The sequence below is a fragment of the Acetivibrio ethanolgignens genome (assembly GCF_001461035.1).
Lineage (GTDB): Bacteria > Bacillota > Clostridia > Lachnospirales > Lachnospiraceae > Velocimicrobium > Velocimicrobium ethanolgignens.
Genome location: NZ_LNAM01000197.1, coordinates 24,696 through 47,025, shown reverse-complemented (window position 1 = coordinate 47,025; position 22,330 = coordinate 24,696). Strand labels below are relative to the sequence as shown.

Below are 22,330 nucleotides of genomic sequence, written 5' to 3'. Positions count from 1 at the left end.
CTGTGGTATTATCGGGATACTGTCCATTGTATCAGGACTCTACCTCCCACTACTAACGAACATTTGAAATGAAATCTTTTTTATACCTAAACTGAATTATTGTCTTTCATTAATCCTCTACTACGATACCCATACTTCTTGCTGTACCAGCAATCATACTTGTAGCAGCCTCTAAAGTTGCAGCATTTAAATCCTTCATCTTAAGCTCAGCAATCTTTTCAACCTCTGCTCTCTTAATGGTAGCAACCTTAGTCTTGTTAGGAGCACCTGAACCAGACTTTAAGTTACAAGCCTTCTTTAATAATACAGCTGCAGGAGGAGTCTTTGTAATAAAACTAAAGCTTCTGTCTGCATATACTGTGATAACTACAGGAATAATCATACCTTCCTGATTTGCTGTTCTTGCGTTAAACTCTTTTGTAAACTGAACAATATTTACACCATGCTGTCCAAGAGCTGGTCCAACCGGAGGAGCCGGTGTTGCCTTTCCAGCAGGAATCTGTAATTTAATATAACCTTCAACTTTCTTTGCCATTATAGCATACCTCCTAAATTTGGTAATCTACCAAACGTATTTACTGTTACTCTTTTCTAATATCCAAGAAGCCAATCTCAACTGGGGTCTCGCGGCCGAACATGTCAATATTGATGGTAACAATCTGTTTTGCACTGTTAACTTCCTTAACAACGCCTACCGTATTCTCCCATACTCCGGAAGTAATAACGACTGTATCTCCAACTGCGAACTCAGCTTCCGACTCGTTGCCAAGAATACCCATGAACGCCATTTCCTCTTCTGTAAGCGGTACCGGCTTAGATCCTGGTCCAACAAAGCCTGTAACACCTCTGGTGTTGCGGACTACATACCAGGTATCGTCGTTCATTACCATATGAATCAGCACATAAGCAGGAAACATCTTCTTCTGTACCTGCTTCTTTGCACCATTCTTTACCTCAACAACATTCTGCATCGGAACGGATACCTCTAAGATCTGGTCCTGGAGTTTTCTGTTTTCAATTGTTTTCTCAATGTTGGCCTTTACCTTATTCTCATATCCAGAATAGGTATGAACCACATACCAATTCGCTTCTGCCATATTATCTCACCCTTATCCTATTTGAAGAAGTTTATCAACGCCAAATTGAATACAAAAGTCAATCGCTGTAATCAAAAGTCCTAATATAATAGAAATAATCACTACGGCTGTTGACTGCTTAAACAGGGTTTCCTTATCAGGCCAGCTGATTTTTCTGAACTCAGCCTTCAGGCCCTTCACAAAGCTCTTCTTTGGAGCCTGTTCATTGGTTTTTGCAGTATCTCCCATTTTTCACTTTCCTTTCATGAATCGTGGAGCAGTCATGCTCGTAACATTACACCTATCTTATTTTGTTTCTTTGTGTAATGTATGTGCCTTGCAGAATCTGCAATACTTCTTAGTTTCCATTCTGTCCGGATGGTTCTTCTTTTCCTTTGTTGTATTGTAATTACGCTGTTTACACTCCGTACATGCTAATGTGATCTTTACACGCACAATTGCCACCTCCAATTGTAAATTTTTTTCAGTTTTTGAGCATAAAAAAAAGACCTATTTCATCTCGCCCGTTAACTATATCATATATTTTATCCCACGTCAAGCTTTTTTACTTGTTTTCTCACTGCTACCCTAAAAGAGCAGGAAAGGAAACAGCCGGGAGCTTCTGACAACCCAAGGTGATTTCCGGTCACATCTACAGCGGCTTCAGCGGCAACATGAATATTGTTCTATGCTGATTTATCAGATTTTTAGCCTAAAAAGCCTATCGACAAAGCTTCAGCTTTCGTGTATTATAAATAGTATAATGTACGAACTATGTTCACAGGAAGTGATTATTTGCAGGAAAGGAGGCCTATTATGATACAGCCGGTTTATAATTATCTTCTGGTATCTTATATGCCAAAATCTCAGGCTTCGAACCGTACTCACAAGCCAAGTGAGCTTCGCAGTCTCTATAGCCATATGGTTAAGCTGAATCAGAAGTCTCCTTTGTATAAGATAAATTTATCTATGGATACCCAGGTCTTTGCTCTTTCTTTGAAGGAAGCCTCGATGGCATTAAATCAGGTGATGACAGATTTAAACGCTGCCTTTTCCTATACTAAAGCGGTGTCAGATCAGCCTGAGTCTGCCGAAGCAGTGATTCTTAAGGATGACTTAGCTTCTCTGCCAGATAGCTTTCAGCTCCAGGTTCATTCTCTTGCTACATCACAGGTGAATACTACCAGTTTTGTGCCATCTGTCCTGCTTTCAAAAGCTCCTGTTGGCGGCAGCTACAGCTTTACCATTGAAGTGGAAGATAGCACCTATGAATTTCAATTCAACATCAAGGAATACTCCAAGAATCAGGATATCTTAACTAAGCTTTCTGACTTTATCAATAAGTCACAAGTGGGTGTGAAGGCTTCTATTCTCCAGGAAAAGGATACTGTTGCACTCCGGCTGGAATCCGAAGATACAGGCAATGTTGGAGAGCCAATTTTTACAGTTCGCGACACCGCTTCTCCTGCAGGTGCTCCTGGACTGGCTGCCTTTTACCATATGAACAATATAACCTCTCCAGCAGTAAACGCTTCCTATTCCATCAACGGTGTAGAGCACAGCGGACTTACCAATTCCTTTATTTTGAACCGCTCCCTTCAGATTGATTTAAAGGAAGTCTCTGACAATCCTGTTTTCATTGGCTACGGTCCTGATACAGACAAAATTTTGTCTCGGTTGGAGCAGTTTAAGGATACCTTTAACTATACGCTGCAGCTGGCAAGAAGCTTTGGAGCAAAGCAACCTACTGCCAACCGGGTTATCAACGAGCTCAAAGCGGCGGTAGCCCCTTACCTTTCAGAGCTGGAGGCTGCTGGTTTTTCCTTTGCAGACGACGGAAGCCTGCAGATCGATACAGCTCTTGCAGCAGATGCCATTGGCAGTCATGAGATGGAGGAAATTTTTTCCATAGAAAAAGGGCTGATTCACAATTTAATTAATAAAACCAATTATATCACAATCAACCCTATGGATTATGTAGACAAGGTTCTGGTTACCTATCCAAATCTGTCTAAGCCTGCAGCTTTTCATCCTTATGCCAGTTCCATCTACAGTGGTCTTTTATTTAATTATTATTGCTAGGGAGTACTTCACTGACATATTCTGTCGGCGATACTCCCTCTATTTTTTTAAAAATACGGCTGAAATAATTTGGATCATTATAGCCCACCATATAGCACACTTCTTTTACCGTACTTTTTTCCTCGGTCAGAAGCTTCTTGGCATTTTCAATCCGAAGCTTCGTCAGCCAGTCAATATAATTCATTCCTGTTTCTTCCTTAAAGGTTTTGCTCAAATGCTGCGGACTGATGCCAATATAGCGGGAGATATCCTCCAAATTAATCTGATCCATGTAATTCTCCTCGAGATAACGAATGGCATTCTTAACCCCCTCCGACTTCCGAAATATACGATTGGAGCGGGTACTGTTTAAAACATACTCAACACGGTTATAAGCCCACTTTTCCAACTCGTTAGAGTTCAGCTCCTTCGTTTCCTCGAGAATACGTTCCACAGAAATATATTCCATCTCATCCTTACTGTCACTTCGAGCTTCACGGTCTGCCATAATGATAAGTCCATAGATTTTATTCCTTTTCTTTTCCAGCCGCAGAGTACGCATTGCATCCATAAGAGCAGTAAAGGTATCCACCGCATCTGCACTTCCTAAACGGACGCTCTTAAGGAAATGCTCTTCCAGCTCCACGTAGGCCTCCCTTGAAATCTCCTCTTCCTCAATATCCCGAATTTCAACTACATTACGATTACCACGATACCGAAGACAGCGTATGGCCTCCTCATAGGATATATGAATATTATTAAGTACCTTGATGCCTCCGATTCCGATAATCACCCGGTATCCAAATTGTTCTTCCATACTGACAATAATATGTGCCGCCATCCGTACATCATCCATAGTATTCCTTTTTTCTATCTTCTCTGCATTGCCTTCAAAATTAACAAATACAACAATCCTGTTTCCAATCCTCGGACCAACCACACAGCGATTATGTGCACTGATAATGTCTTTCAGATGAAAATAAAGTTTTTTATCCTCCGCCTTTCCCCATTCTGTATTCTCAATTTCAATATTTAGAATATATCCGTATTCTCCCAAATTCAAAAGACTTTTGTAATCCCTGTATTCTTCTTCAAGAGAGGTACTGAACAGAGCCGTATAAATAAAGCTGTATTCTGCATATTTCAATGCCTCCTTTAAAATTATCTCCTGCCGCTCCAGGCCATAGCGTTCTGCATTAATTCGCTCATAATAGTCCAGAGCTTCCTCCACAGCCTTCCTAAGCTCCTTTTCCTGTATCGGCTCCGAAAGGTAGGCACTGATTTTTAATCGGATCGCCTCTTTAAGGAGAGCAAAATATTCCAGCCTTGATATTAATATAATCTGTACTCTTTCATTAAATCTCCGGATTTCCTTTGCCATTTCCATTCCATTTAATCCATCTGCACTTACACCCATGATTACAACAGCTGGCTCGTATTTTCTTACATACTCCAAAATATCCTTTTCACATGGTGGTGCTTCAATGAATTCTACATTTTTTACAGTTCCCTCCAGAGCTTTTTTTATGTCCCGGACATTCCTTTCCCTGTCTTCTCCAATGATAATCTGCTGCAAAACTCCCTCTCCTTTGTATTAAGCCTCTAGCTTTACCAGTCTCTCCCTAATACCTTTTCCCAAAAAGCCAATCATGATTCCCGTTACAATTCCACTCAAAATAAGTACGGGGGTATAGTAAAAAAATGGCACTGTTTTCAGTACAACGGCTGCCATAATCAGCTGTCCTGCATTATGCATAACGCCGCCCAATACACTTACACCTATCATCGTAAATTTATTCCACCTCTTTGCTCCAATCATAAAAGCCAGACTCAGCAAAGCACCCGCCATACTATAAAGCATACTATAAAGGCTTCCAAAGGTAAATCCGGTCAGAATTACACGAACTACAGTAATCGTTGCTGCCATCTTTTCGTCCAACAAATACAGGGCTACCAAACTTACAATATTTGCCAGTCCCAGTTTCACCCCCGGTATCCCAAGTTGAAATGGAAGCAGCACCTCTACATAACTGAAAATAAATGCCAATGCAATTAATACGCCACTGACCGCCACCTTTTTTGCCACCTTTTTAACCTCCATTTACTGTACAGCATCAACATCATCTGTTTTGCTGCTTTTTACCTTTATAACAACCTTATTGGGAAGGCAAATAATACTCTCGCCATTATAGCTGATTGGCCTCTGGTGAACGCACACCTGATCAGGGCAGCTCGCTTCATCCATCCGTACAGTTCCATTCTCAATAATCAAATGGTTTTTCCCACCGTTAGCCCCCTCAATCGCAAGACTGGTATCCTCCATAAGACTTAAGGTCTTATATTCAATACCATCCACTGTAATAACGACCCAGTTTCCATTCTCCTTTACAAAACCCTGATATAGAAAGAAAAAGGAAGCGGCAACTGCAAGCAGCACCGCAATTAGTATTTTATCGTTACGATTCATTTTTAAATTCTACCTCCAGATATACCGGATTATGGTCGGAATACGCAAATCCTGCATCTATAGTACTTATCCTTTTCACAATTACATTCGGAGAAACAATAAACCCATCCAGAATATAATACTGTGTATTTTCATCTGTCGGGTCATAGGGCTGATCTAAAAGCCGTGAAGATGGTACTTCGTTGTCAACTGCATAGCTCCAGCCCTCCGGAAGTATATCTTCCTCTATCCGCCCCGGTACAAAGTAGCGTTCATTCATGATCGGATATCTTTCCATATCTACTCCTGGCAGACACTGATTAAAATCACCGCCAGCAATTACATAGTTTCCTTTTTCATATTCTGAAAGAAGAAGCTCTGTCAGTACCTTTGTCTGTTCTATTTTACCCTCACCACTGTCATAGGCCTCCAGGTGAACGTTTACTATTACAACCTCTTTATCACTCCCTGCTATTGGCATCCTCTGCACTAAAAGACCGCGTTTTAACTGCCCTAATCGAACCGGCCAGCTAAAAGGACATGGCAGCTGATACCTTTTTGCCTCTGTTACCCGGTAGGCATTTAAAGTAACCAGCCCTGAGTCCACCCTTCCCATTGTAACTGGCAGCGGGTATGGTACATACTTGCATAGATAATTGTTGGCAAAGGTTTTACTCATCTCTCCTCTAAATTCTTTCTCCAATATTTCAACTTCATTTATTCCATAAGAACGTTTGGAATCTTGATCTACTTCCTGAAGCATCGCAACATCAGCCCCCAGCGTTCTCAATATCTGAAGATTACCTTCCATATTAGTTTGTACAGTCTCCTTTGATTCACCCAGCACCCTGGTACCGCCGTCCATAAAGAAGTCTGAATACTTATCATTTGCCCCGTAGCCAATATTATAAATAACTGCAGACAACCCATCTTCTAAAGAAATTTCTTTTTCTACATTGCCGCTTGTCTCAAGCTCTTCTATCTCCTCTGGCTTATATTCCGTCAAAGTAAGATATAGTATCCCTATTGCCATCAGCAATACTACGGCTAATATAATACCCACAATAATTTTACCCACACGTTTCACTGCTTTTCCCCCTTCTGCTTATCGAATCTCCCGTAAAGTCTTTACCAGCTCATGAGCGTTTTCTTCATCCCTTGTAATTACAAGAATAGTATCATCACCAGAAACTGTTCCGATTACCCCAGGCCACTCCAGACTGTCCATCGTTGCACATACCGCCTGTGCCATACCTGTATAGCAGCGGATAACCACCAGATTATTTGCATAATCCACCTTAAATACCGAAGCCATAAAAATAGAATAGAATTTATGGCTTGCCTGATATTTTTCCTTTGGCTTTCCAACCTCATAATGGTAATTCCCATGAGAATCAGCTACCTTCACCAGACGAAGCTCACGAATATCTCTGGATATCGTTGCCTGTGTTACCGCAAAGCCAGCATCCTCCAGCCGTTTGGACAATTCATTCTGTGTTCCAATATTTTCATTTTCAATCAGCTCCAGAATCACTTCCTGCCGGCTCACTTTCAAACTGTTTAAATCCTTTACATTTGTATCCTTCATTTTCCTACCTCACATATTATAATCAAAGCTTCTTTAAATAGTATCCATCTACTGTAATACCTTCACTCATAAATACAAAAGCCTCCGGGTCAATAGAATTAATCACCTTCTTCAATTCCTTGACCTCATATTTTGAAATAACAATTGCCTGAACGACTCTGCCCTCATCCAAAAAGGCTCCCTTACCATTCCAATAGGTCACACCTCTGCCCAGTGCTCTGGTAAGTTCGTATTTAAGTCCCTCATTTTTACTAATAATAAAACAGAGCATATTGATATTCTGATAATGTGTTTTATCAATGGTAAAAGATATAATGGATGCATAAATAACAGAATAGCATGCAACATTGATGTCAAAAAGCCATGCACAAATACAATAAATTACTGTATTTACAATAATTGAAATTTTACCAACGGTAATTCTTGAATTATTGTGCAAAAAATAAATTCCCAAAATATCAACACCACCGCTACAACCCTGACTGCGAAGCATAAGTCCCAGCCCATAGCCTGCCATCAGACCACCAATCAAGCAGTTTGGCAGCATCTCATCCAAAATCGGTTCTGCTGGTATTGGAATCACCGAAAGCAAAAAAGTCTGTACCACCAAGCAGAACATGGTTCTGATAAAAAACTGCTTTGAAATATAGCGGAACGCAATATAAAACAACGGAATATTGAGTACAAAGTTAATAATACCAGAAATATCAAAGCCTGCAGGAATATTAAAATCAGAATATCGAATCAATAACGTCCGGATAATCTGAGACAGACCATAAATCCCTCCGTTGTACATCCCTGTCGGCACTACCAGCAGATTTACAGACAGTGAAAACAGCAGACACCCTGCCAGAATCTTCCCATACTGTGGCAGTATCTGTAACATCTTTTCCTTTGTAAGCCCTAAAAATTCCTTTTCTGTCATAAGCCTCCTCTTTTCCTAACAGACCTCCGCTCCTACTTCTACTTCCTTTTCAGGTATCATAAAAGCAAGGTTCCCATTTTTATCCTCTGCTGATAAAATCATTCCCTCAGATACCAGTCCAGCCATAGTCGCCGGTTTTAAATTAGTGAGAACCATAACCTTTTTTCCAATCACCTCTTCCGGTGTATAATAATCTTTTACTCCGGAAACAATCTGTTTAATTCCGTCTCCCGTCTGCACCTGGAAACAGAGAAGTTTTCTGGACTTCTTTACCTCTTCACATGCAACTATTTCTCCAATGCAAAACTGCATATTAATAAATTCTTCATATGTAACCTCTAACTTATTATCTACTGTCATGAAGCTATTCCTTTCCAGCATATTCCAAACTGATATTTTTGCGATAATTACTTGGATTCATATGCTTATAATGAACAAAATTTCTCGTAAATGTCTTAACTGTATTATAGCCTACCTCAATAGCAATGTCTGTAATCGCCGTATCGCCGGAAACCAAAAGCTCACAGGCCGAATTAATCCGGAGGAAATTCAGAAAATCTGTGAAATTCCGCTCCGTTTGAAAAATCAAGATACCGTTAAGCTCCGTAACTGAAATATGAAAATGATCTGCTACTACTTTTGCCGTCAGTTCTTCTCTATGATTCTCAATCACATAGGAGGTAACCTCATAGCTCATCCGGCGTTCCTTTATATTACATATCTTCAGAACCTTCTGATAGGTTTTTCTGTAATCACTGATTTTATTTTCCACACGGCTTTCAAACACCTTGGAAATATGTGCCGCATCAACATAGCCAAGGATGGAAGCCAGCTCCTCCAGCGTATAATCTGTATACAAAAGATAGTTCATCGTCTTTGCCACTCGAATTTCATTCAACAGATTATTAAAGGTCAAGCCCGTTGTATCCATGATATATTTACTTATCGTCGATTCACTCATGTAAAACAGCTTTGATAGTTTATTTAACGTAATTTTCTCACTCAGATGAGTAAAAATGTATTTGTAGATTCTGGCTTTTTTATCCTCCTCGTAGCTGACAGCATTTTCTTTGTGCTCATTGCTGGTCAGCCGACAGAAACCAATCATAATTTCAATCAGAAGATTTGCCGTATAAATCGTAGAAAGCTGCCTTTTTTCTGGAAAATCCAATGTAGACTCTATACCTACCTCTTCCCGAAGCTTCCGAAAGAGCTCTTTCATATCCTCTGCTTCCTTGCCCTCGAGATACACCAGAGGATGCTCTGTCATGGTCTGCAACAGAGGTATGTTTTCTCCTTCGATATTCATAGCAGATTTTATCATATGAGTAATCAGGAAAGAATTGTATACTACCAGATAATACTGGAAGGTCTCTTTCACCTCAGGAATCTCCGTGTAATCCCATGGAGCCAAAGAAATCAGAGTGTTTTCCTTTACTGTATACTCCCTTTCATTAATTTTAATTCTGCCCTTTCCCTTATTTATATAGAGAAATCGGGCTTCCTGGTGAAGAATTGGCCTCTTTTTTCCTTCTATAATTTCATAATCAAAGGATGCGATTTTATGAATGTCAGTCCTTGAGCTGTACTGCTGCTGCACTTCTAGTGTATCCTGCATCTTTGTCCTCCTTTAGCCAATCTCCTTTGTATCATAATACCACATCTTATGGTTATAATTCAATTATTTTAATAAATCCACCATATAACAATATGGATTGCACCCGATTTATCGTTATACGGTGGATTTATCTTTATTTCAATATTCTATTCAGCTGTTATTACAGAATCATCATTGCTACAGAAAGAATGATGATGTTAGCAACGATTAAGATACCTAATAACTTAGCTACGAACTTAACCCATGTAGGCCATTCAACCTTAGCAATTGCAAGACCACCCATAACTACTCCGGAAGTAGGAGTAACCAGGTTTACTACACCGCAGGCAGCTGAGAAGATAAGAATCATAACTTCTGGGCTTAAGCCAAGCTGATATGCTAGACCACCAAAGGTAGGCATAGAAGCTGCTGCTAAACCGGATGTAGATGGGATTAAGAAGGATAATCCTAAGTAAATAATGTAGCTTCCGATTGTAAACAGGGAGGAGTTTACACCAGATAATGCATTTGCTGCATTTGCAAGGATGTAATCACCAAGACCTGTAGTTGTCATAATGACAGAAATACCACGGGATACAGCAATAACTAATACAACGCCGACCATATCTGCTGCACCAGCTATGAAGGTATTTATAAATTCACGCTCTGGAATACCATAAACTATAGCAATAATGATGGACATTATCAGGAACCATGCCTGTAATTCCTGGAAATACCAACCGCCCAAAGCAGTTCCTGTTAAAATATCGGACCAGTTCTCAAAAATAGTAATACCAAAATCAGTCCAAGGAATTAAAGATACAATCATAACAACAAATGAAATAGCAAATATCCACAGGCAAGCCTTCTGCCTTCCTGTAAGGCTTACGATGTTGTCTAAGTCTTTGTTTCCATGAGCCTCCTGAGCTGCTGCTCTTTCGACTGCAGTCAGAATAGACCTACCAGATTCAGCCTTTACCTTCTTTGCATAGTTCACCACAAAGATAATACCGATAACCAAAGAAGAAATCCAAAGAACCGCTCCTAAAGCGATAATAACTGTCTGATTTACCTGAATATCAGGATATGCACCCTGCAGAGCATCTACTGCTGCTGCAATTGCGAATGGGTTTACAGTAGAGCCCAATACACCAACACCGGCACCAATCATGATAATAGCTGCACCAACAAGGGCGTCAAATCCAGCAGCCATCATGGTACCAACGATAAGTGCGTAGAATGCTATTGTCTCTTCTGCCATACCATAAGTAGTTCCACCTAAAGAGAAAACTATCATAAGTACTGGAATCAGCATAATCTCATTGCCCTTAAGCTTTTTAACAATAGCAGCAATGCCTGCATCCAAAGCACCTGTTTTGGTCATAGTACCGAGAAAACCACCCAATACCAGTACGAATACACAAACGTCAATAGCATTAACAAAACCATTTGTTGGAGCCATAACTACATCAGAAAGTTTCGCTCCTGTAACAGCATCACCTGGAATCAGATGAGTAATAATTGCAAGTACGATAATGATTAAAATTAAGATACTGTATGCCGACGGCATTTGAAACTTTTTCTTGTTTTCCATGATTAGCCTCCTCTTCTATGCAGCCAATCTCCCCGTATATTCTTCTGCATAAATATGCATCTGAAAACGGAATTATGAGAGGGTTTCTCAGAATTCCGCTTATATGCGGAATTCTGTTCACCCTCCTTATTTAGGAGTATTATATTTATTTATAATTTATTGGCTTTGCATAAACCATAAATTAATTTTGAATTATTTTTTAATTCTTGTTCCGGTTTCTCCGGTCATAGCCAAACCAGCCTTCTCAAGAGAAGTAATAAGTGCCTCTCTGCCATCTGATGACTCAACAAAGGACATACAAGCCTCTACCTTTGGCAGCATGCTTCCTGGAGCGAAATGGCCTTCGGAAATATACTGCTTTGCCTCATCAAGAGTGATTTCTGCTAATTCCTTCTGATCCGGTTTGTTAAAGTTAATGCATACCCTGTCGACAGCAGTAAGAATAACCAGCATATCTGCATTCAGGTCTGCCGCAAGCTTTGCACAGGATTTATCCTTGTCAATAACTGCTGCTGTTCCCTGCAGGCCTTCCGGAGTCTCAACAACCGGGATTCCACCGCCTCCAACAGTGATAACAACTACATCATCTTCAATCAGCTTGTTTACAACATCAATCTCAACGATTCTCTTTGGCTGTGGTGAAGGAACTACTCTACGATAGCCTCTACCTGCATCCTCTACGAATACATAGCCCTTCTCAGCAGCAACCTTGTCTGCTTCTTCCTTTGTCATAAAGGAACCGATTGGCTTGGTAGGCTTCTGGAATGCCGGATCCTCAGGGTCCACTACAACCTGAGTTACGATACAAGCAACTTCTTTCCTGATGCCACGGCTTTTTAATTCCTGACCAACTGCCTGCTGTAAATGATAACCGATATATCCCTGTGACATAGCACCGCATTCTGGGAATGGCATCGCCACGCTTTCCATAGCAAGGTTAATCATACCAACCTGAGGACCATTTCCATGACCAATTACGACTTTGTGACCCTGGGAAATTAAGTCTACAACTGTCTTAGCAGTGTGTTTAACTAACTGAAGCTGCTCCTCTGCATTATTTCCCAAAGCATTTCCGCCTAATGCAAGCACGATTTTCTTACTTTCCATCTTTTTATCTCCTTACTCAATACAATTAGCACAGAGTAGCGTATACTACTGCCTTAATTGTATGCATTCTGTTCTCTGCTTCGTCAAATACAACAGACTGTTTTGACTCAAATACCTCATCGGTAACTTCCATTTCGTTTACACCGAATTTCTGAGCGATATCCTCACCAATTGTAGTATTTCTGTCGTGGAAGGATGGCAGACAGTGCATGAAGATAGCTTCAGGACTTGCATTTTCCATAACAGCTTTGTTTACCTGGTAAGGCTTTAATAACTTAATTCTTGTCTCCCAAACGTCGTCAGGCTCGCCCATAGATACCCAAATGTCTGTGTAAATAACATCTGCATTTTTAGTTCCAGCCTTAACATCTTCTGTTAAGGTAACAGTGCAGCCATTCTCTGCTGCAATCTTCTTACACTCTTCAACTAACCACTCTTCTGGGAATAATTCCTTTGGAGCACAAGCTGTAAAGTTAAGACCCATCTTTGCACAAGCAACCATTAAAGAGTTACCCATGTTATTTCTGGCATCTCCCATGTAAGTGAAGTTTACACCCTTAAGATGTCCAATCTTCTCCTCAATTGTAAGAAGATCTGCTAACATCTGTGTTGGGTGGAACTGATCTGTTAAACCATTCCATACAGGAACTCCTGCATAGTCAGATAGCTGCTGAACTAATTCCTGGCTGAAGCCACGATATTCAATACCATCGTACATTCTTCCTAATACGCGAGCGGTATCTGCGATGCTCTCTTTTTTACCCATCTGAGAGCTTCCTGGATCAAGGTAGGTAACACCCATACCTAAATCTAAACCAGCAACCTCGAAAGAGCATCTGGTTCTTGTAGAGGTTTTCTCAAATAACAGTACGATGTTCTTTCCTTCCAGATATCTGTGAGGTGTGTTAGTTCTCTTTAAGTCCTTGAAATTCTTGGACAGGTCTAAGAGATAACGAATCTCTTCAGATGTGAAGTCTAAAAGTTTTAAATAGCTTCTTCCACGTAAATTTACTGCCATAATAGTATTCTCCTTTTCAATATATCGTTACAAATAAAGTATTTCCAAATAGTCTCTGTTTAGTACAGCATTAATTAATCTTCTCTTACGAGAGGCATGGACATACAACGTGGGCCTCCTCTACCTCTGGACAGCTCCGCACTTGGAATTGACAGAAGCTTAACACCATGCTCTTTTAACAATGCATTAGTAACTGTATTTCTCTCATATACAACTACTACACCAGGAGCAATGCATAAGGTGTTGGAACCATCGTTCCACTGCTCACGCTCAGCTGCGATTCTATCCTCGCCGCCGCACTTGATTAATGTAACCTTATCAATGCCTAAATGCTTAGCTAATACATGCTCTAAGTCAGACTCTACCTTTGTAACATTAAGACCATCTTCGCCCTTAGTAATCTCATATACCACTAATGGTCCTAAGATACCTGGATGGATAGTAAACTTATCGTAGTCAATCTGAGTAAATACAGTATCCAAGTGCATAAATGCTCTGGACTCAGGGATGTCAAATGCAAGAATTGTATTAATAGTAGCCTTCTCATCAGAGAAAATCTTGTGAGCTAACATTTCAATAGCATCTGCCTGAGTTCTCTGGGAAATACCGATTGCCAGTACCTTATCGTTGATGTTTAAGATATCTCCACCTTCGATATGGAATGGGTTGTAACGGTCAAAGTACTTATCAACCTGTCCCTTATAATCTGGATGATAGTTGAAGATATACTCGCCATAGATTGTCTCTCTGTTTCTTGTTACAGAGTACATTCTATTTAAGCTTACGCCATTACCGATACAAGCAAATGGGTCTCTTGTGAAATACAGGTTTGGCATTGGATCGATTAAGAGCTTTGAGTTATCACTCATTAAGTCTACTAAGGACTCAGCCTTATTAACCTTAACCTCATTCAGAACGATACCTTCCATAGTCTTTAATACTAATGCCTTGTTGTCATCCTTGTACTGCATCATAAAGTCGTAAATCTTATCCTGCCATTTGCGAGTCTTGATACCAGCTTCTTCAATCCACTGACGAATGAACTTATCGCGAATTTCATCGCTTAAGTCAAGAACCTCTGCCATTAAATCCTCAAGATAAACAACCTCTACTCCGTTCTCACGCAATACCTGTGCAAAAGCATCATGCTCTGCCTGTGCTACTTCCAGGAATGGGATATCATCGAAAAGTAATCTTTCGAGAGTATCTGGAGTTAAATTCTCTAACTCTTTTCCAGGGCGGTGTAACAGCACCTTTTTAAGTGGTTTAATCTCACTCTTTACATTAATTGCAGCCACTTTTATATCCTCCTTTTTCTTAGTCGCTTTTCGCGAGTTTATTTGTTTTAGAAATGACACTCGATGGAATCGGTCATTATAAGATGCCATATTATATAAAGAGAACAAGTTATTAAGTAAAGAACAAGTAATGTTGTAATTAGTATATCATGTTTTCCTGTTTTTTACAATCCATATGACATCTTATAATGACCGATAACACATCGCACTACATTTCCCTGCTTCCTTTGATGTCTTAATAATACATGATTTTTTTTATTTTTGTCTGATTTTTAATAGTTGATATTTTGTATTTTTCTTCCTAGATTTTTCCTATGAATATTCACCATTTTTCATGTATATTCTGTATAATTGTTTGTTTTATTTGAATTATTTATGAATATTCACATTTTATACATCATAACTACTAATGAATGAATATGCATTATTTTTGGTATATTCAGTGAATTCCTCTAATATTCTTAAGTTGTTTAGTATGTTTATGCATTTCCCTTTTTTATTTTCCCTTATTCGTGTTTTATTTATACCTCTTAAACCCTTTTTATATTTATTTATTCAAATTCTGGCTGCCACTTACCGTTTTTTACAAAAAAAACATCTTGTTTTGTCCACTATTTTTCAAAAACAGCGTATTTTCAATACTTTCACAGCTATATAAAAAGGCATTTTCATGTTTTTCTCTCTGTTTTCACACTTCATATATATTGTCCCATTCTATATATTGCTACAAAAACCCCTATCTATTCTCTTTTTTTTAATCAAAATGACGATTGACAAATAAAGAGGTCAAATAGTATAATTAAAAAAATTTGCCCAGAAGTTGTATTTTCCCGGCAAAAAACAAACTAACAAAATATGGAAAGGATTGGTGGACACATGAAACACTTAATTGACCCAACTGATTTAAGCCTCTCTGAAATTGACGAGATTCTCGAACTGGCAGAAAGAATTATTTCTGACCGGCCTAAGTATTCCGAAGTATGTAAAGGAAAAAAGCTGGCTACCTTATTCTTTGAACCAAGTACCCGAACAAGATTAAGCTTTGAAGCTGCTATGTTAGAATTAGGAGGTAGTGTTCTCGGTTTCTCATCCGCTAATTCCAGTTCCGCTGCTAAGGGTGAAAGTGTTGCTGATACAGCCCGTACCGTTGAAAAATATGCCGATATCATCGCAATGCGTCATCCAAAGGAAGGTGCTCCCTTAGTTGCTTCTATGAATGTTAAAATTCCTGTTATCAATGCCGGTGATGGTGGTCACAATCATCCGACCCAGACTCTTACCGATCTTCTTACTATTCGTGAAACAAAACACAGACTTGATAATCTTACCGTTGGTTTCTGTGGAGACTTAAAATTTGGCCGTACGGTTCACTCTTTAATCAAACAATTATCCTTATATGAAAATACAAAGTTTATATTGATTTCCCCAAAAGAGTTACAGATTCCGGATTATATCAAAGAAGAGCTCATTAAGAAGAATATTCCTTTTGAAGAGGTTGAGCAGATGGAGGATGTTATCAGTCAGCTGGATATTTTATATATGACCCGTGTACAGAGAGAGCGTTTCTTTAACGAAGCTGATTACATTCGCTTAAAGGACAGCTACATCCTGACACTGGACAAGCTGACCACTGCAAAGGATGATTTAAAGATTCTTCATCCACTGCCTAGGGTAAACGAAATTTCTGTAGAGGTAGACAGCGATCCAAGAGCCGTATATTTTGATCAGGCGGAATATGGAAAGTTTGTGAGAATGGCATTAATCATGAAGCTTCTCGACCTGGATAAATAGTCCGGAAAGTAAAACACTAACTAGTATAGTAGAAATTCATTCATTATATACATATACAGGAGGCAATTATGTTAAAAGTAGACAGTATCGAAAAAGGAATCGTTCTTGACCATATCAAAGCCGGAAAGGCAATGCAGATTTACAAATACTTAAACCTTGACGCTTTAGACTGCAGCGTAGCTATCATCAAAAATGTAAAGAGCAACAAGATGGGTGCTAAGGATATCATCAAAATTAACGAGAACATCGATATCAACCTGGACGTATTAGGCTACATCGACCCTAATATTACTGTAATCATTATTGAGAATAACGAAATCGTAGACAAGAAGCACCTGGAGCTGCCAGAAAAGATTGTCAATGTAGCAAAATGTAAGAACCCCCGCTGCATTACCTCTGTAGAGCAGGAGTTAGACCATGTATTTAAGCTGGTAGACCGCAAAAACGGTATATACAGATGTATGTACTGTGACCAGAAGGTTTCCGGAAAATAAGAGATAGAGCCGGAAATATTAAGAGGCTGCTGCTTAATAAGCAAATCATCAGGCAGCGGCCTCTTTTCAATTATAAAACCATAATCAGTGTTCCTGCAGTAATCAAAACAGCTCCTACAAATGATTTAGCAGTAAGGCTCTCATGAAGAAATACAAACCACATCTTTTGTTCTTCACCACCCGATTATCCTTTGAACAAACCATTTGTTTTAGCGATTTTCAATTTCCATGATCATATTTACCCGGTCTGCATGGCGTCCGCCTTCAAATTCTGCATTCAACCACTCTGTTACAATCATCTTTGCCAGCTCAATCCCAATAACTCTTGCCCCAAAGCAAAGTACATTTGCATTGTTATGCAGCTTTGCCAGTTTTGCAGAATATGGTTCACTGCAAACCACTGCACGGATACCCTTTACCTTGTTAGCCGCCAGAGAAATACCTACACCAGTACCACAGATGGCAATACCGCAGTCTGCTTCTCTTGATGCAACAGCACGTCCTACCTTCTCTCCATAAACCGGATAATTTACGCTTTCACCAGTATCTGTACCAAAGTTAATAACCTCATGCCCCAGTTCCTCTAAAAAAGCACAGATTTCCTTTTTCATCTCTACTGCTGCATGATCATTTCCAATTGCAATTTTCATTTTCCAGATTCCTTTCTATTAAAAATATTTTTTATTATTATCGGATACATGCATAATTGTATGCCTTTTTACATATATTTTCAACTGATTTCTTAAGCTTCCATAAACAATTTCTTAAAATTCCCAATTTCCGGTTGTAACTAAAATTCAGCTGTGCTATAATGCTGAAAGCAAGAAAGAAATTATTTGGAAGGAGTTAAAAAATGCGAGCATTTTTACAAAAATATAAGCATGCATGGATTTTATCCTATCTGCCGATTTATTTTTATTGGTTTTTCGCCCTGGAAGCTCGGACCGGTGTTCCAATGAAAACAATCCATACAGCTCTTGACGACTCCATTCCTTTCAATGAATGGTTTTATATTCCATACATCCTTTGGTTTGGTTACATGGTCATTGTCGTTGGATACTTTTTCTTCCATAAAAAGGAGGATTTTTACCGTTCCACCTCCTTTTTATTTATTGGAATGACTATCTGCCTTATCATTTATACCTTTTGGCCAAATTGCCAGAATTTAAGACCGACCACCTTTGAAAGAAACAATATTTTAGTTTCTCTGGTACAGGTCTTATACCGGACCGACACCAGCACTAACGTATGTCCAAGTATCCATGTATTTAATTCTCTGGTAGCACATAGTGCTATTATGAACAGCAAGTTATTCAAAAACAAAAAGTGGATTCGCAGAGGCTCCTTTGTTCTGATGGTTCTGATTTGTATGTCCACCGTATTTTTAAAACAGCATTCTGTTTTTGACGGCATCTGTGCACTGGCCTTATTTACTGTAATGTATCCTTTTGTTTATAAGATCGATTACAGTCATATGTTTGAAAACCGTAAGAAAAGAGAAGTGTTCGCAAAGTCTAGTTAATCAAAAAAGAAGTGCTTTTTGAGGTCACATCCTGCAAAAAGCACTTCTTTCATAAAAAATACACTCCCTAATCCCAATTTTGCATAAGCAATATCGTATCTGAAGTTCTAAGCTTTCCAATATGCGTGAATCAGATTCCGTTTCGATTGATGTTTGTAGAACTGGAATTCTCGCCAAGAGCAAGCCCTAAATATGCAGCATATTGATTTCCAGGTAAATCCACGTTGCTACAAATGCGGAGGGGCACTTCATATTATCTATCATCGCAGGCTTACCTCATAATAATCATTTCCATTTCCCATCAAAATCTTATTTTCTTCAACAAAATAAAAACGAACTAACGTATTCTTCGGTTTTTCTATCTTCATGGATTTCAATTCCCCTTTTTCACTCCAAAGCAAAGTAGCGTCTGTGCTATTTTTCGCATACACCATGATTGCATTTTTACTAACATAAGCTCCACAATAGTATGTTTGTCTATCCGTTGTCTCCTTTATCTTTTTCGTTTTTTTATCAAACAGAGAAATATAATCATCTCCTGCAAACTTAAGCAAAACCACATCTCCCAAGTCATATTGGAAACTTATCATTTTTTCAAAATTTTCCTGCAAAAGCTCCTCCCTTTCATAATAAAATAACGTACTGTTTCCTTTTTGATGTAAAACAAAAGAGTATTTATCCCCTGTCCTGGAAAGTTCATTATCGGTAAAATACCACGTATCCTCTGCTAAATAATAGTCCTTCATCTTTCCAGTATAGGAAAAAACCTTTTCCAGCTTCCCATTCTGTATTTTCGTATAACTACAGGTATATTGGTTTTTATCCTCTACCGTTTCTGATAAATAATAAACGCTATCCCCTTTTCTCCCGAAAACCGGCGTTTTTAAATCGTCAAAGGTCTTTCCTTCCTCTAAAAGAACCCTTTTTCCATCCCTTGTATTTCTATCTTCCTTCCAAACCTTCCAGCTATAGGGTTCATCATAGCTATAGCCAGTCCTTTCCACCGTGGAATAATATAGGCAATTCTTTATGCAGATGTAATCATATACCCTCACTTCCCCTTTTATTTCTTTGATTAAGCTTATCTCATTTTTATCAAAGTCATAGGAAAACAGCTTTTTTGTCTTTAAAATGTCCGCCCCATCTCCCAGCGGATTGTTTAAATCCCAGGTACACTGAAGTTTCCCATCAACAGCATTATTCACCGTAAGTCTATAATCGCCTTCTCCAAAGGCCTCTTTAGCCTTTTCTACTATTTTACTTTCTTTTATTTCGTAGGTGCTATAAGAAAAATCCCATTTACTGCAACCGATTAAAAGCTCTGTTAGGAGTAAAATCACTACTGCTGATATTTTATGTCTCACTTAAAATCCTCCATCTGATGTTCTTCCATTTCCATCCTGCAAAGCTGGGAAGGACTGGTATAGCCACGGGAAAGCTCCTTTAGAGAAAGCCCTGCCTTTTTTCGCTCTGTCTCCAGTATATAACCAATACCCTTATTCATAATTTACTCCCTATAAAACAGGTATTTTGCCCCTGGTATCATATTAATTAAACCCATAAATCTTCTGTGAAAGCTGATATCCCCACATAATCAAAAGATTTCCCATCTTTCCATGAAGCTGCATGGAGCGTCCCAGGAAACAGCGTTTCACAGCCTTGTAAAGATTCTTGTTACTCTTTTCCAGGAACTTCCACAACTCATCTCTCTTGGCCAGGCTGGCATCTGAGCCTTCACGGATTAACAGCACCGTACTGACTGTCATCATCATAGTTAAGTATTTTGTCATATAGCCACGAAGCTTTTTATTCTTAATTTTACTTAAATCATGGGCTTCAATCATAATCCTAGTAATCTTAAGCTGCTGGTCAATCCTTCCAATCATAACTTTTTCATTTACCGACTGATCCTCTCTTCCGATAAAATAGCGATAAAAATCAACATCCAGATAATACATTGTCATCACATGAGGCAATGGGTAATACACATAAATGTTATCCACATAGAAGGTATGCTTCGGAAGCTCTAATCCACAATCCCGTAACAGCTTCGTCCGGTAAATAACCGAGTGCATCAGGATATTCTGGCTTGCTTTAAAATGTTTCAAATCAGACCACGTAAAAATGCGGTCTGTCGGCATGGCATTCCGATAATCAATGACCTTTTGTTTATTTACAGATGGCTTTTCATATACATAATTGGAAATTAGCACATCCAACCCAGTGGAATTTTCCACCATTTCTCGCAAAACCTTCAAAATCCTATGCAGTGCCTCAGCATCTACCCAGTCATCACTGTCTACCACCTTATAATAAAGGCCCGTTGCATTACGAATTCCTGTGTTTACAGCTTCCCCATGACCGCCATTTTCCTGGTGAATCGCCCGGACAATCGTTGGATATTTTTTAGCATACTCCTCTGCAATCTCTGCTGTCCTATCCTTGGAGCCATCATTTACAATTAAAATCTCCATGTCCTCGCCACCTACCAAAAGGCTTTCTATCGCGTGTGCCATATAAGCCTCTGAGTTATAGCATGGAATTGCCACACTTAACAGCTTCATTTAAACACCCTCCCTGCTGATGCTCTCTGCCAGCTCTAATGCCCGGTCTACAATCGCATCAATATTATAGTATTTGTACTCTGCCAGCCGTCCCAGCATATGCATGTGTGGGAACCTGCCTGCAAGCTCGCAGTATTTTTCATAAAGTGCCTGATTTTCCGGATTCTGAATTGCATAATATGGAATCTGCCCCTTCCCGCCAGTATAGCTCCTTGGATATTCCTTAATGATTGTCGTTCCCTCACAAGCCTGTCCAGTCAGCCGTTTAAATTCAGTAATTCTGGTATATTCCTCTGAGACAGTATAGTTTACAACCCCATGGCTCTGATAAAATTTCTCTGGATAATGCTCAAAGGCAAAATCCAAGCTACGATACGGAAGTTTTCCATAGCAGCAATCAAACAATTCATCAATCGCTCCAGTATAAATCATAGTCCCTGTATATTCCTTACCTTCAAAATAAATTTTTCCAGCCTCCTTATCAAAGGAAAGTACACTTGCTGCTGGGCAAGAAAGTCGAACCTCAATACCGGTATGAGCAAGAAGCTTCTTAAAAAGTGGTGTATAGCCATCCCTTGGCATACCCTGCCAGGTATCCTGAAAATATCGGTTGTCCCAAGACAAAAATACCGGGACCCTTCCGGATATTGCCGGGTCAATCTCTTCGGGGGTTCTTCCCCACTGCTTCATCGTATATTTCAGGAATACATTCTGATACACATAGTCTGCCAGCTCCTTAATCTCTTGGCGGCTGTGCTTCCTAAGCTTCAGAATCGGCACCTTTACCTCGGTTCCATACTCGGCCTCCAAAATCTCACGAAGTTCCTTTGCCTTTTTCTCTCCATACACCATACCCAGTGTATTTAGATTAAAGGGAATCGGCAAAAGCTTGTCTCCCACTTTTCCTACAACCTCATGGCTGTAAGCATACCAGTCCGTAAACCTTGATAAATACTCATATACCCGTTTTTTCTCTGTGTGGAAAATATGCGGTCCATACTTGTGGACTAAAACTCCATATTCGTCCTCTTCATCATAGGCATTGCCGCCAATGTGGTCTCTCTGCTCCAGAATCAGAGCCCTCCAGCCCGCTTCTGCCAGCTGCCTTGCCGCCGTTGCTCCGGCAAAGCCACAACCGATAATGATACAATCCTTCAAGAAACTCGCTCCATTTCTATAGTAGTCTTATCTTCTATTATAACTTCTCTAGTCAAGTTATGAAAGGGGGTATTTCTTAAGTTTATCTAAA

General features: G+C 39.5%; 24 protein-coding genes and 1 pseudogene. 4 read left to right on the top strand and 21 right to left on the bottom strand.

Annotated features, from left to right (window positions below):
- Nucleotides 1–109: 109 nt before the first annotated feature.
- Genes rplK through rpmG form a run of 4 tightly spaced genes read right to left on the bottom strand, consistent with a single transcriptional unit; the run spans nucleotide 110 to nucleotide 1,532 of the window.
- Nucleotides 110–535, bottom strand: a complete 426-nt coding sequence (rplK, locus tag ASU35_RS15610) for a 50S ribosomal protein L11 (protein ID WP_058353907.1) — start codon at nucleotides 533–535, stop codon at nucleotides 110–112.
- A gap of 46 nt (nucleotides 536–581) precedes the next feature.
- Nucleotides 582–1,097, bottom strand: a complete 516-nt coding sequence (gene nusG, locus ASU35_RS15605; RefSeq protein ID WP_058353906.1) for a transcription termination/antitermination protein NusG — start codon at nucleotides 1,095–1,097, stop codon at nucleotides 582–584.
- A gap of 12 nt (nucleotides 1,098–1,109) precedes the next feature.
- Nucleotides 1,110–1,325, bottom strand: coding sequence for a preprotein translocase subunit SecE (secE, locus tag ASU35_RS15600; RefSeq protein ID WP_058353905.1), 216 nt, complete (start codon nucleotides 1,323–1,325; stop codon nucleotides 1,110–1,112).
- A gap of 57 nt (nucleotides 1,326–1,382) precedes the next feature.
- Nucleotides 1,383–1,532 carry a 50S ribosomal protein L33 gene (gene rpmG, locus ASU35_RS15595; protein ID WP_058353904.1) on the bottom strand — a complete coding sequence of 50 codons (150 nt, stop codon included), beginning with the start codon at nucleotides 1,530–1,532 and terminating at the stop codon, nucleotides 1,383–1,385.
- Between the two features lie 360 nt (nucleotides 1,533–1,892).
- Between rpmG and ASU35_RS15590 the strand changes: the two genes are divergently transcribed.
- On the top strand, nucleotides 1,893–3,158 hold the full coding sequence (locus tag ASU35_RS15590; RefSeq protein WP_058353903.1) for a hypothetical protein: 1,266 nt from the start codon (nucleotides 1,893–1,895) through the stop codon (nucleotides 3,156–3,158).
- Here ASU35_RS15590 and ASU35_RS15585 read toward each other — a convergent pair.
- The 12 genes and pseudogenes from ASU35_RS15585 to arcA form a co-directional block, all read right to left on the bottom strand.
- Nucleotides 3,142–4,713, bottom strand: a complete 1,572-nt coding sequence (locus ASU35_RS15585; RefSeq protein ID WP_058353902.1) for a helix-turn-helix domain-containing protein — start codon at nucleotides 4,711–4,713, stop codon at nucleotides 3,142–3,144. The genes ASU35_RS15590 and ASU35_RS15585 overlap by 17 nt on opposite strands.
- 18 nt (nucleotides 4,714–4,731) lie before the next feature.
- On the bottom strand, nucleotides 4,732–5,223 hold the full coding sequence (locus ASU35_RS15580; RefSeq protein WP_242861300.1) for a Gx transporter family protein: 492 nt from the start codon (nucleotides 5,221–5,223) through the stop codon (nucleotides 4,732–4,734).
- 15 nt (nucleotides 5,224–5,238) lie between these two features.
- Complete coding sequence (locus ASU35_RS15575) at nucleotides 5,239–5,604, bottom strand: NusG domain II-containing protein (RefSeq protein ID WP_058353900.1); 366 nt, start codon at nucleotides 5,602–5,604, stop codon at nucleotides 5,239–5,241.
- Nucleotides 5,594–6,670 (bottom strand): endonuclease/exonuclease/phosphatase family protein, encoded by a 1,077-nt coding sequence (locus tag ASU35_RS15570; RefSeq protein WP_058353899.1) that lies wholly within the window; start codon nucleotides 6,668–6,670, stop codon nucleotides 5,594–5,596. The genes ASU35_RS15575 and ASU35_RS15570 overlap by 11 nt, the downstream gene beginning before the upstream one ends.
- Before the next feature lie 18 nt (nucleotides 6,671–6,688).
- A complete protein-coding gene (gene argR / locus ASU35_RS15565) occupies nucleotides 6,689–7,171 on the bottom strand; it encodes an arginine repressor (protein ID WP_058353898.1) in 483 nt (160 codons plus the stop codon).
- Between the two features lie 22 nt (nucleotides 7,172–7,193).
- Nucleotides 7,194–8,096 (bottom strand): YitT family protein, encoded by a 903-nt coding sequence (locus ASU35_RS15560; protein ID WP_058353897.1) that lies wholly within the window; start codon nucleotides 8,094–8,096, stop codon nucleotides 7,194–7,196.
- A 15-nt stretch (nucleotides 8,097–8,111) separates the two neighbouring features.
- Nucleotides 8,112–8,441, bottom strand: a pseudogene (gene metG / locus ASU35_RS15555) (methionine--tRNA ligase subunit beta); the annotation flags it as partial.
- A 19-nt stretch (nucleotides 8,442–8,460) separates the two neighbouring features.
- Nucleotides 8,461–9,714, bottom strand: coding sequence for an AraC family transcriptional regulator (locus ASU35_RS20645; RefSeq protein WP_058353895.1), 1,254 nt, complete (start codon nucleotides 9,712–9,714; stop codon nucleotides 8,461–8,463).
- 160 nt (nucleotides 9,715–9,874) lie between these two features.
- Nucleotides 9,875–11,287 carry a YfcC family protein gene (locus tag ASU35_RS15545; RefSeq protein WP_172794660.1) on the bottom strand — a complete coding sequence of 471 codons (1,413 nt, stop codon included), beginning with the start codon at nucleotides 11,285–11,287 and terminating at the stop codon, nucleotides 9,875–9,877.
- Nucleotides 11,288–11,479: 192 nt separating this feature from the next.
- Complete coding sequence (gene arcC / locus ASU35_RS15540) at nucleotides 11,480–12,394, bottom strand: carbamate kinase (protein WP_058353893.1); 915 nt, start codon at nucleotides 12,392–12,394, stop codon at nucleotides 11,480–11,482.
- A gap of 25 nt (nucleotides 12,395–12,419) precedes the next feature.
- Entirely contained in the window at nucleotides 12,420–13,412 is a 993-nt protein-coding gene (gene argF / locus ASU35_RS15535) for an ornithine carbamoyltransferase (protein ID WP_058353892.1), read from the bottom strand.
- Nucleotides 13,413–13,486: 74 nt separating this feature from the next.
- The gene (gene arcA, locus ASU35_RS15530; RefSeq protein ID WP_058353891.1) at nucleotides 13,487–14,710 is read right to left on the bottom strand and encodes an arginine deiminase; all 1,224 of its coding nucleotides are present in this window, start codon (nucleotides 14,708–14,710) and stop codon (nucleotides 13,487–13,489) included.
- An 876-nt stretch (nucleotides 14,711–15,586) separates the two neighbouring features.
- On the opposite strand from arcA, the gene pyrB reads away from it, so the two are divergent.
- The gene (gene pyrB, locus ASU35_RS15525) at nucleotides 15,587–16,501 is read left to right on the top strand and encodes an aspartate carbamoyltransferase (RefSeq protein WP_058353890.1); all 915 of its coding nucleotides are present in this window, start codon (nucleotides 15,587–15,589) and stop codon (nucleotides 16,499–16,501) included.
- A 68-nt stretch (nucleotides 16,502–16,569) separates the two neighbouring features.
- Entirely contained in the window at nucleotides 16,570–16,995 is a 426-nt protein-coding gene (locus ASU35_RS15520; RefSeq protein ID WP_058353889.1) for an aspartate carbamoyltransferase regulatory subunit, read from the top strand.
- A gap of 209 nt (nucleotides 16,996–17,204) precedes the next feature.
- On the opposite strand, the gene rpiB is transcribed toward ASU35_RS15520, so the two are convergent.
- A complete protein-coding gene (gene rpiB / locus ASU35_RS15515) occupies nucleotides 17,205–17,645 on the bottom strand; it encodes a ribose 5-phosphate isomerase B (protein WP_058353888.1) in 441 nt (146 codons plus the stop codon).
- A 203-nt stretch (nucleotides 17,646–17,848) separates the two neighbouring features.
- On the opposite strand from rpiB, the gene ASU35_RS15510 reads away from it, so the two are divergent.
- Entirely contained in the window at nucleotides 17,849–18,517 is a 669-nt protein-coding gene (locus ASU35_RS15510; RefSeq protein ID WP_058353887.1) for a phosphatase PAP2 family protein, read from the top strand.
- 260 nt (nucleotides 18,518–18,777) lie between these two features.
- Here ASU35_RS15510 and ASU35_RS15505 read toward each other — a convergent pair whose 3' ends face one another.
- The 4 genes from ASU35_RS15505 to glf are packed head-to-tail and all read right to left on the bottom strand — an operon-like array spanning nucleotide 18,778 to nucleotide 22,239.
- Nucleotides 18,778–19,881 (bottom strand): hypothetical protein, encoded by a 1,104-nt coding sequence (locus ASU35_RS15505; RefSeq protein WP_058353886.1) that lies wholly within the window; start codon nucleotides 19,879–19,881, stop codon nucleotides 18,778–18,780.
- The gene (locus tag ASU35_RS19435; protein WP_156059450.1) at nucleotides 19,878–20,021 is read right to left on the bottom strand and encodes a hypothetical protein; all 144 of its coding nucleotides are present in this window, start codon (nucleotides 20,019–20,021) and stop codon (nucleotides 19,878–19,880) included. Before ASU35_RS19435 ends, ASU35_RS15505 begins: the two co-directional genes overlap by 4 nt.
- Nucleotides 20,022–20,064: 43 nt before the next feature.
- Nucleotides 20,065–21,081, bottom strand: coding sequence for a glycosyltransferase family 2 protein (locus ASU35_RS15500; protein WP_058353885.1), 1,017 nt, complete (start codon nucleotides 21,079–21,081; stop codon nucleotides 20,065–20,067).
- Nucleotides 21,082–22,239 carry a UDP-galactopyranose mutase gene (gene glf / locus ASU35_RS15495; RefSeq protein WP_058353884.1) on the bottom strand — a complete coding sequence of 386 codons (1,158 nt, stop codon included), beginning with the start codon at nucleotides 22,237–22,239 and terminating at the stop codon, nucleotides 21,082–21,084.
- Nucleotides 22,240–22,330: the final 91 nt, after the last annotated feature.

Coding starts and splice junctions, on each gene's coding strand:
- rplK (WP_058353907.1), bottom strand. CDS start 535: ATGGCAAAGAAAGTTGAAGGTTATATTAAATTACAGATTCCTGCTGGA.
- nusG (WP_058353906.1), bottom strand. CDS start 1,097: ATGGCAGAAGCGAATTGGTATGTGGTTCATACCTATTCTGGATATGAG.
- secE (WP_058353905.1), bottom strand. CDS start 1,325: ATGGGAGATACTGCAAAAACCAATGAACAGGCTCCAAAGAAGAGCTTT.
- ASU35_RS15590 (WP_058353903.1), top strand. CDS start 1,893: ATGATACAGCCGGTTTATAATTATCTTCTGGTATCTTATATGCCAAAA.
- ASU35_RS15575 (WP_058353900.1), bottom strand. CDS start 5,604: ATGAATCGTAACGATAAAATACTAATTGCGGTGCTGCTTGCAGTTGCC.
- argR (WP_058353898.1), bottom strand. CDS start 7,171: ATGAAGGATACAAATGTAAAGGATTTAAACAGTTTGAAAGTGAGCCGG.
- ASU35_RS15560 (WP_058353897.1), bottom strand. CDS start 8,096: ATGACAGAAAAGGAATTTTTAGGGCTTACAAAGGAAAAGATGTTACAG.
- ASU35_RS20645 (WP_058353895.1), bottom strand. CDS start 9,714: ATGCAGGATACACTAGAAGTGCAGCAGCAGTACAGCTCAAGGACTGAC.
- ASU35_RS15545 (WP_172794660.1), bottom strand. CDS start 11,287: ATGGAAAACAAGAAAAAGTTTCAAATGCCGTCGGCATACAGTATCTTA.
- arcC (WP_058353893.1), bottom strand. CDS start 12,394: ATGGAAAGTAAGAAAATCGTGCTTGCATTAGGCGGAAATGCTTTGGGA.
- argF (WP_058353892.1), bottom strand. CDS start 13,412: ATGGCAGTAAATTTACGTGGAAGAAGCTATTTAAAACTTTTAGACTTC.
- pyrB (WP_058353890.1), top strand. CDS start 15,587: ATGAAACACTTAATTGACCCAACTGATTTAAGCCTCTCTGAAATTGAC.
- ASU35_RS15520 (WP_058353889.1), top strand. CDS start 16,570: ATGTTAAAAGTAGACAGTATCGAAAAAGGAATCGTTCTTGACCATATC.
- rpiB (WP_058353888.1), bottom strand. CDS start 17,645: ATGAAAATTGCAATTGGAAATGATCATGCAGCAGTAGAGATGAAAAAG.
- ASU35_RS15510 (WP_058353887.1), top strand. CDS start 17,849: ATGCGAGCATTTTTACAAAAATATAAGCATGCATGGATTTTATCCTAT.
- ASU35_RS19435 (WP_156059450.1), bottom strand. CDS start 20,021: ATGAATAAGGGTATTGGTTATATACTGGAGACAGAGCGAAAAAAGGCA.
- ASU35_RS15500 (WP_058353885.1), bottom strand. CDS start 21,081: ATGAAGCTGTTAAGTGTGGCAATTCCATGCTATAACTCAGAGGCTTAT.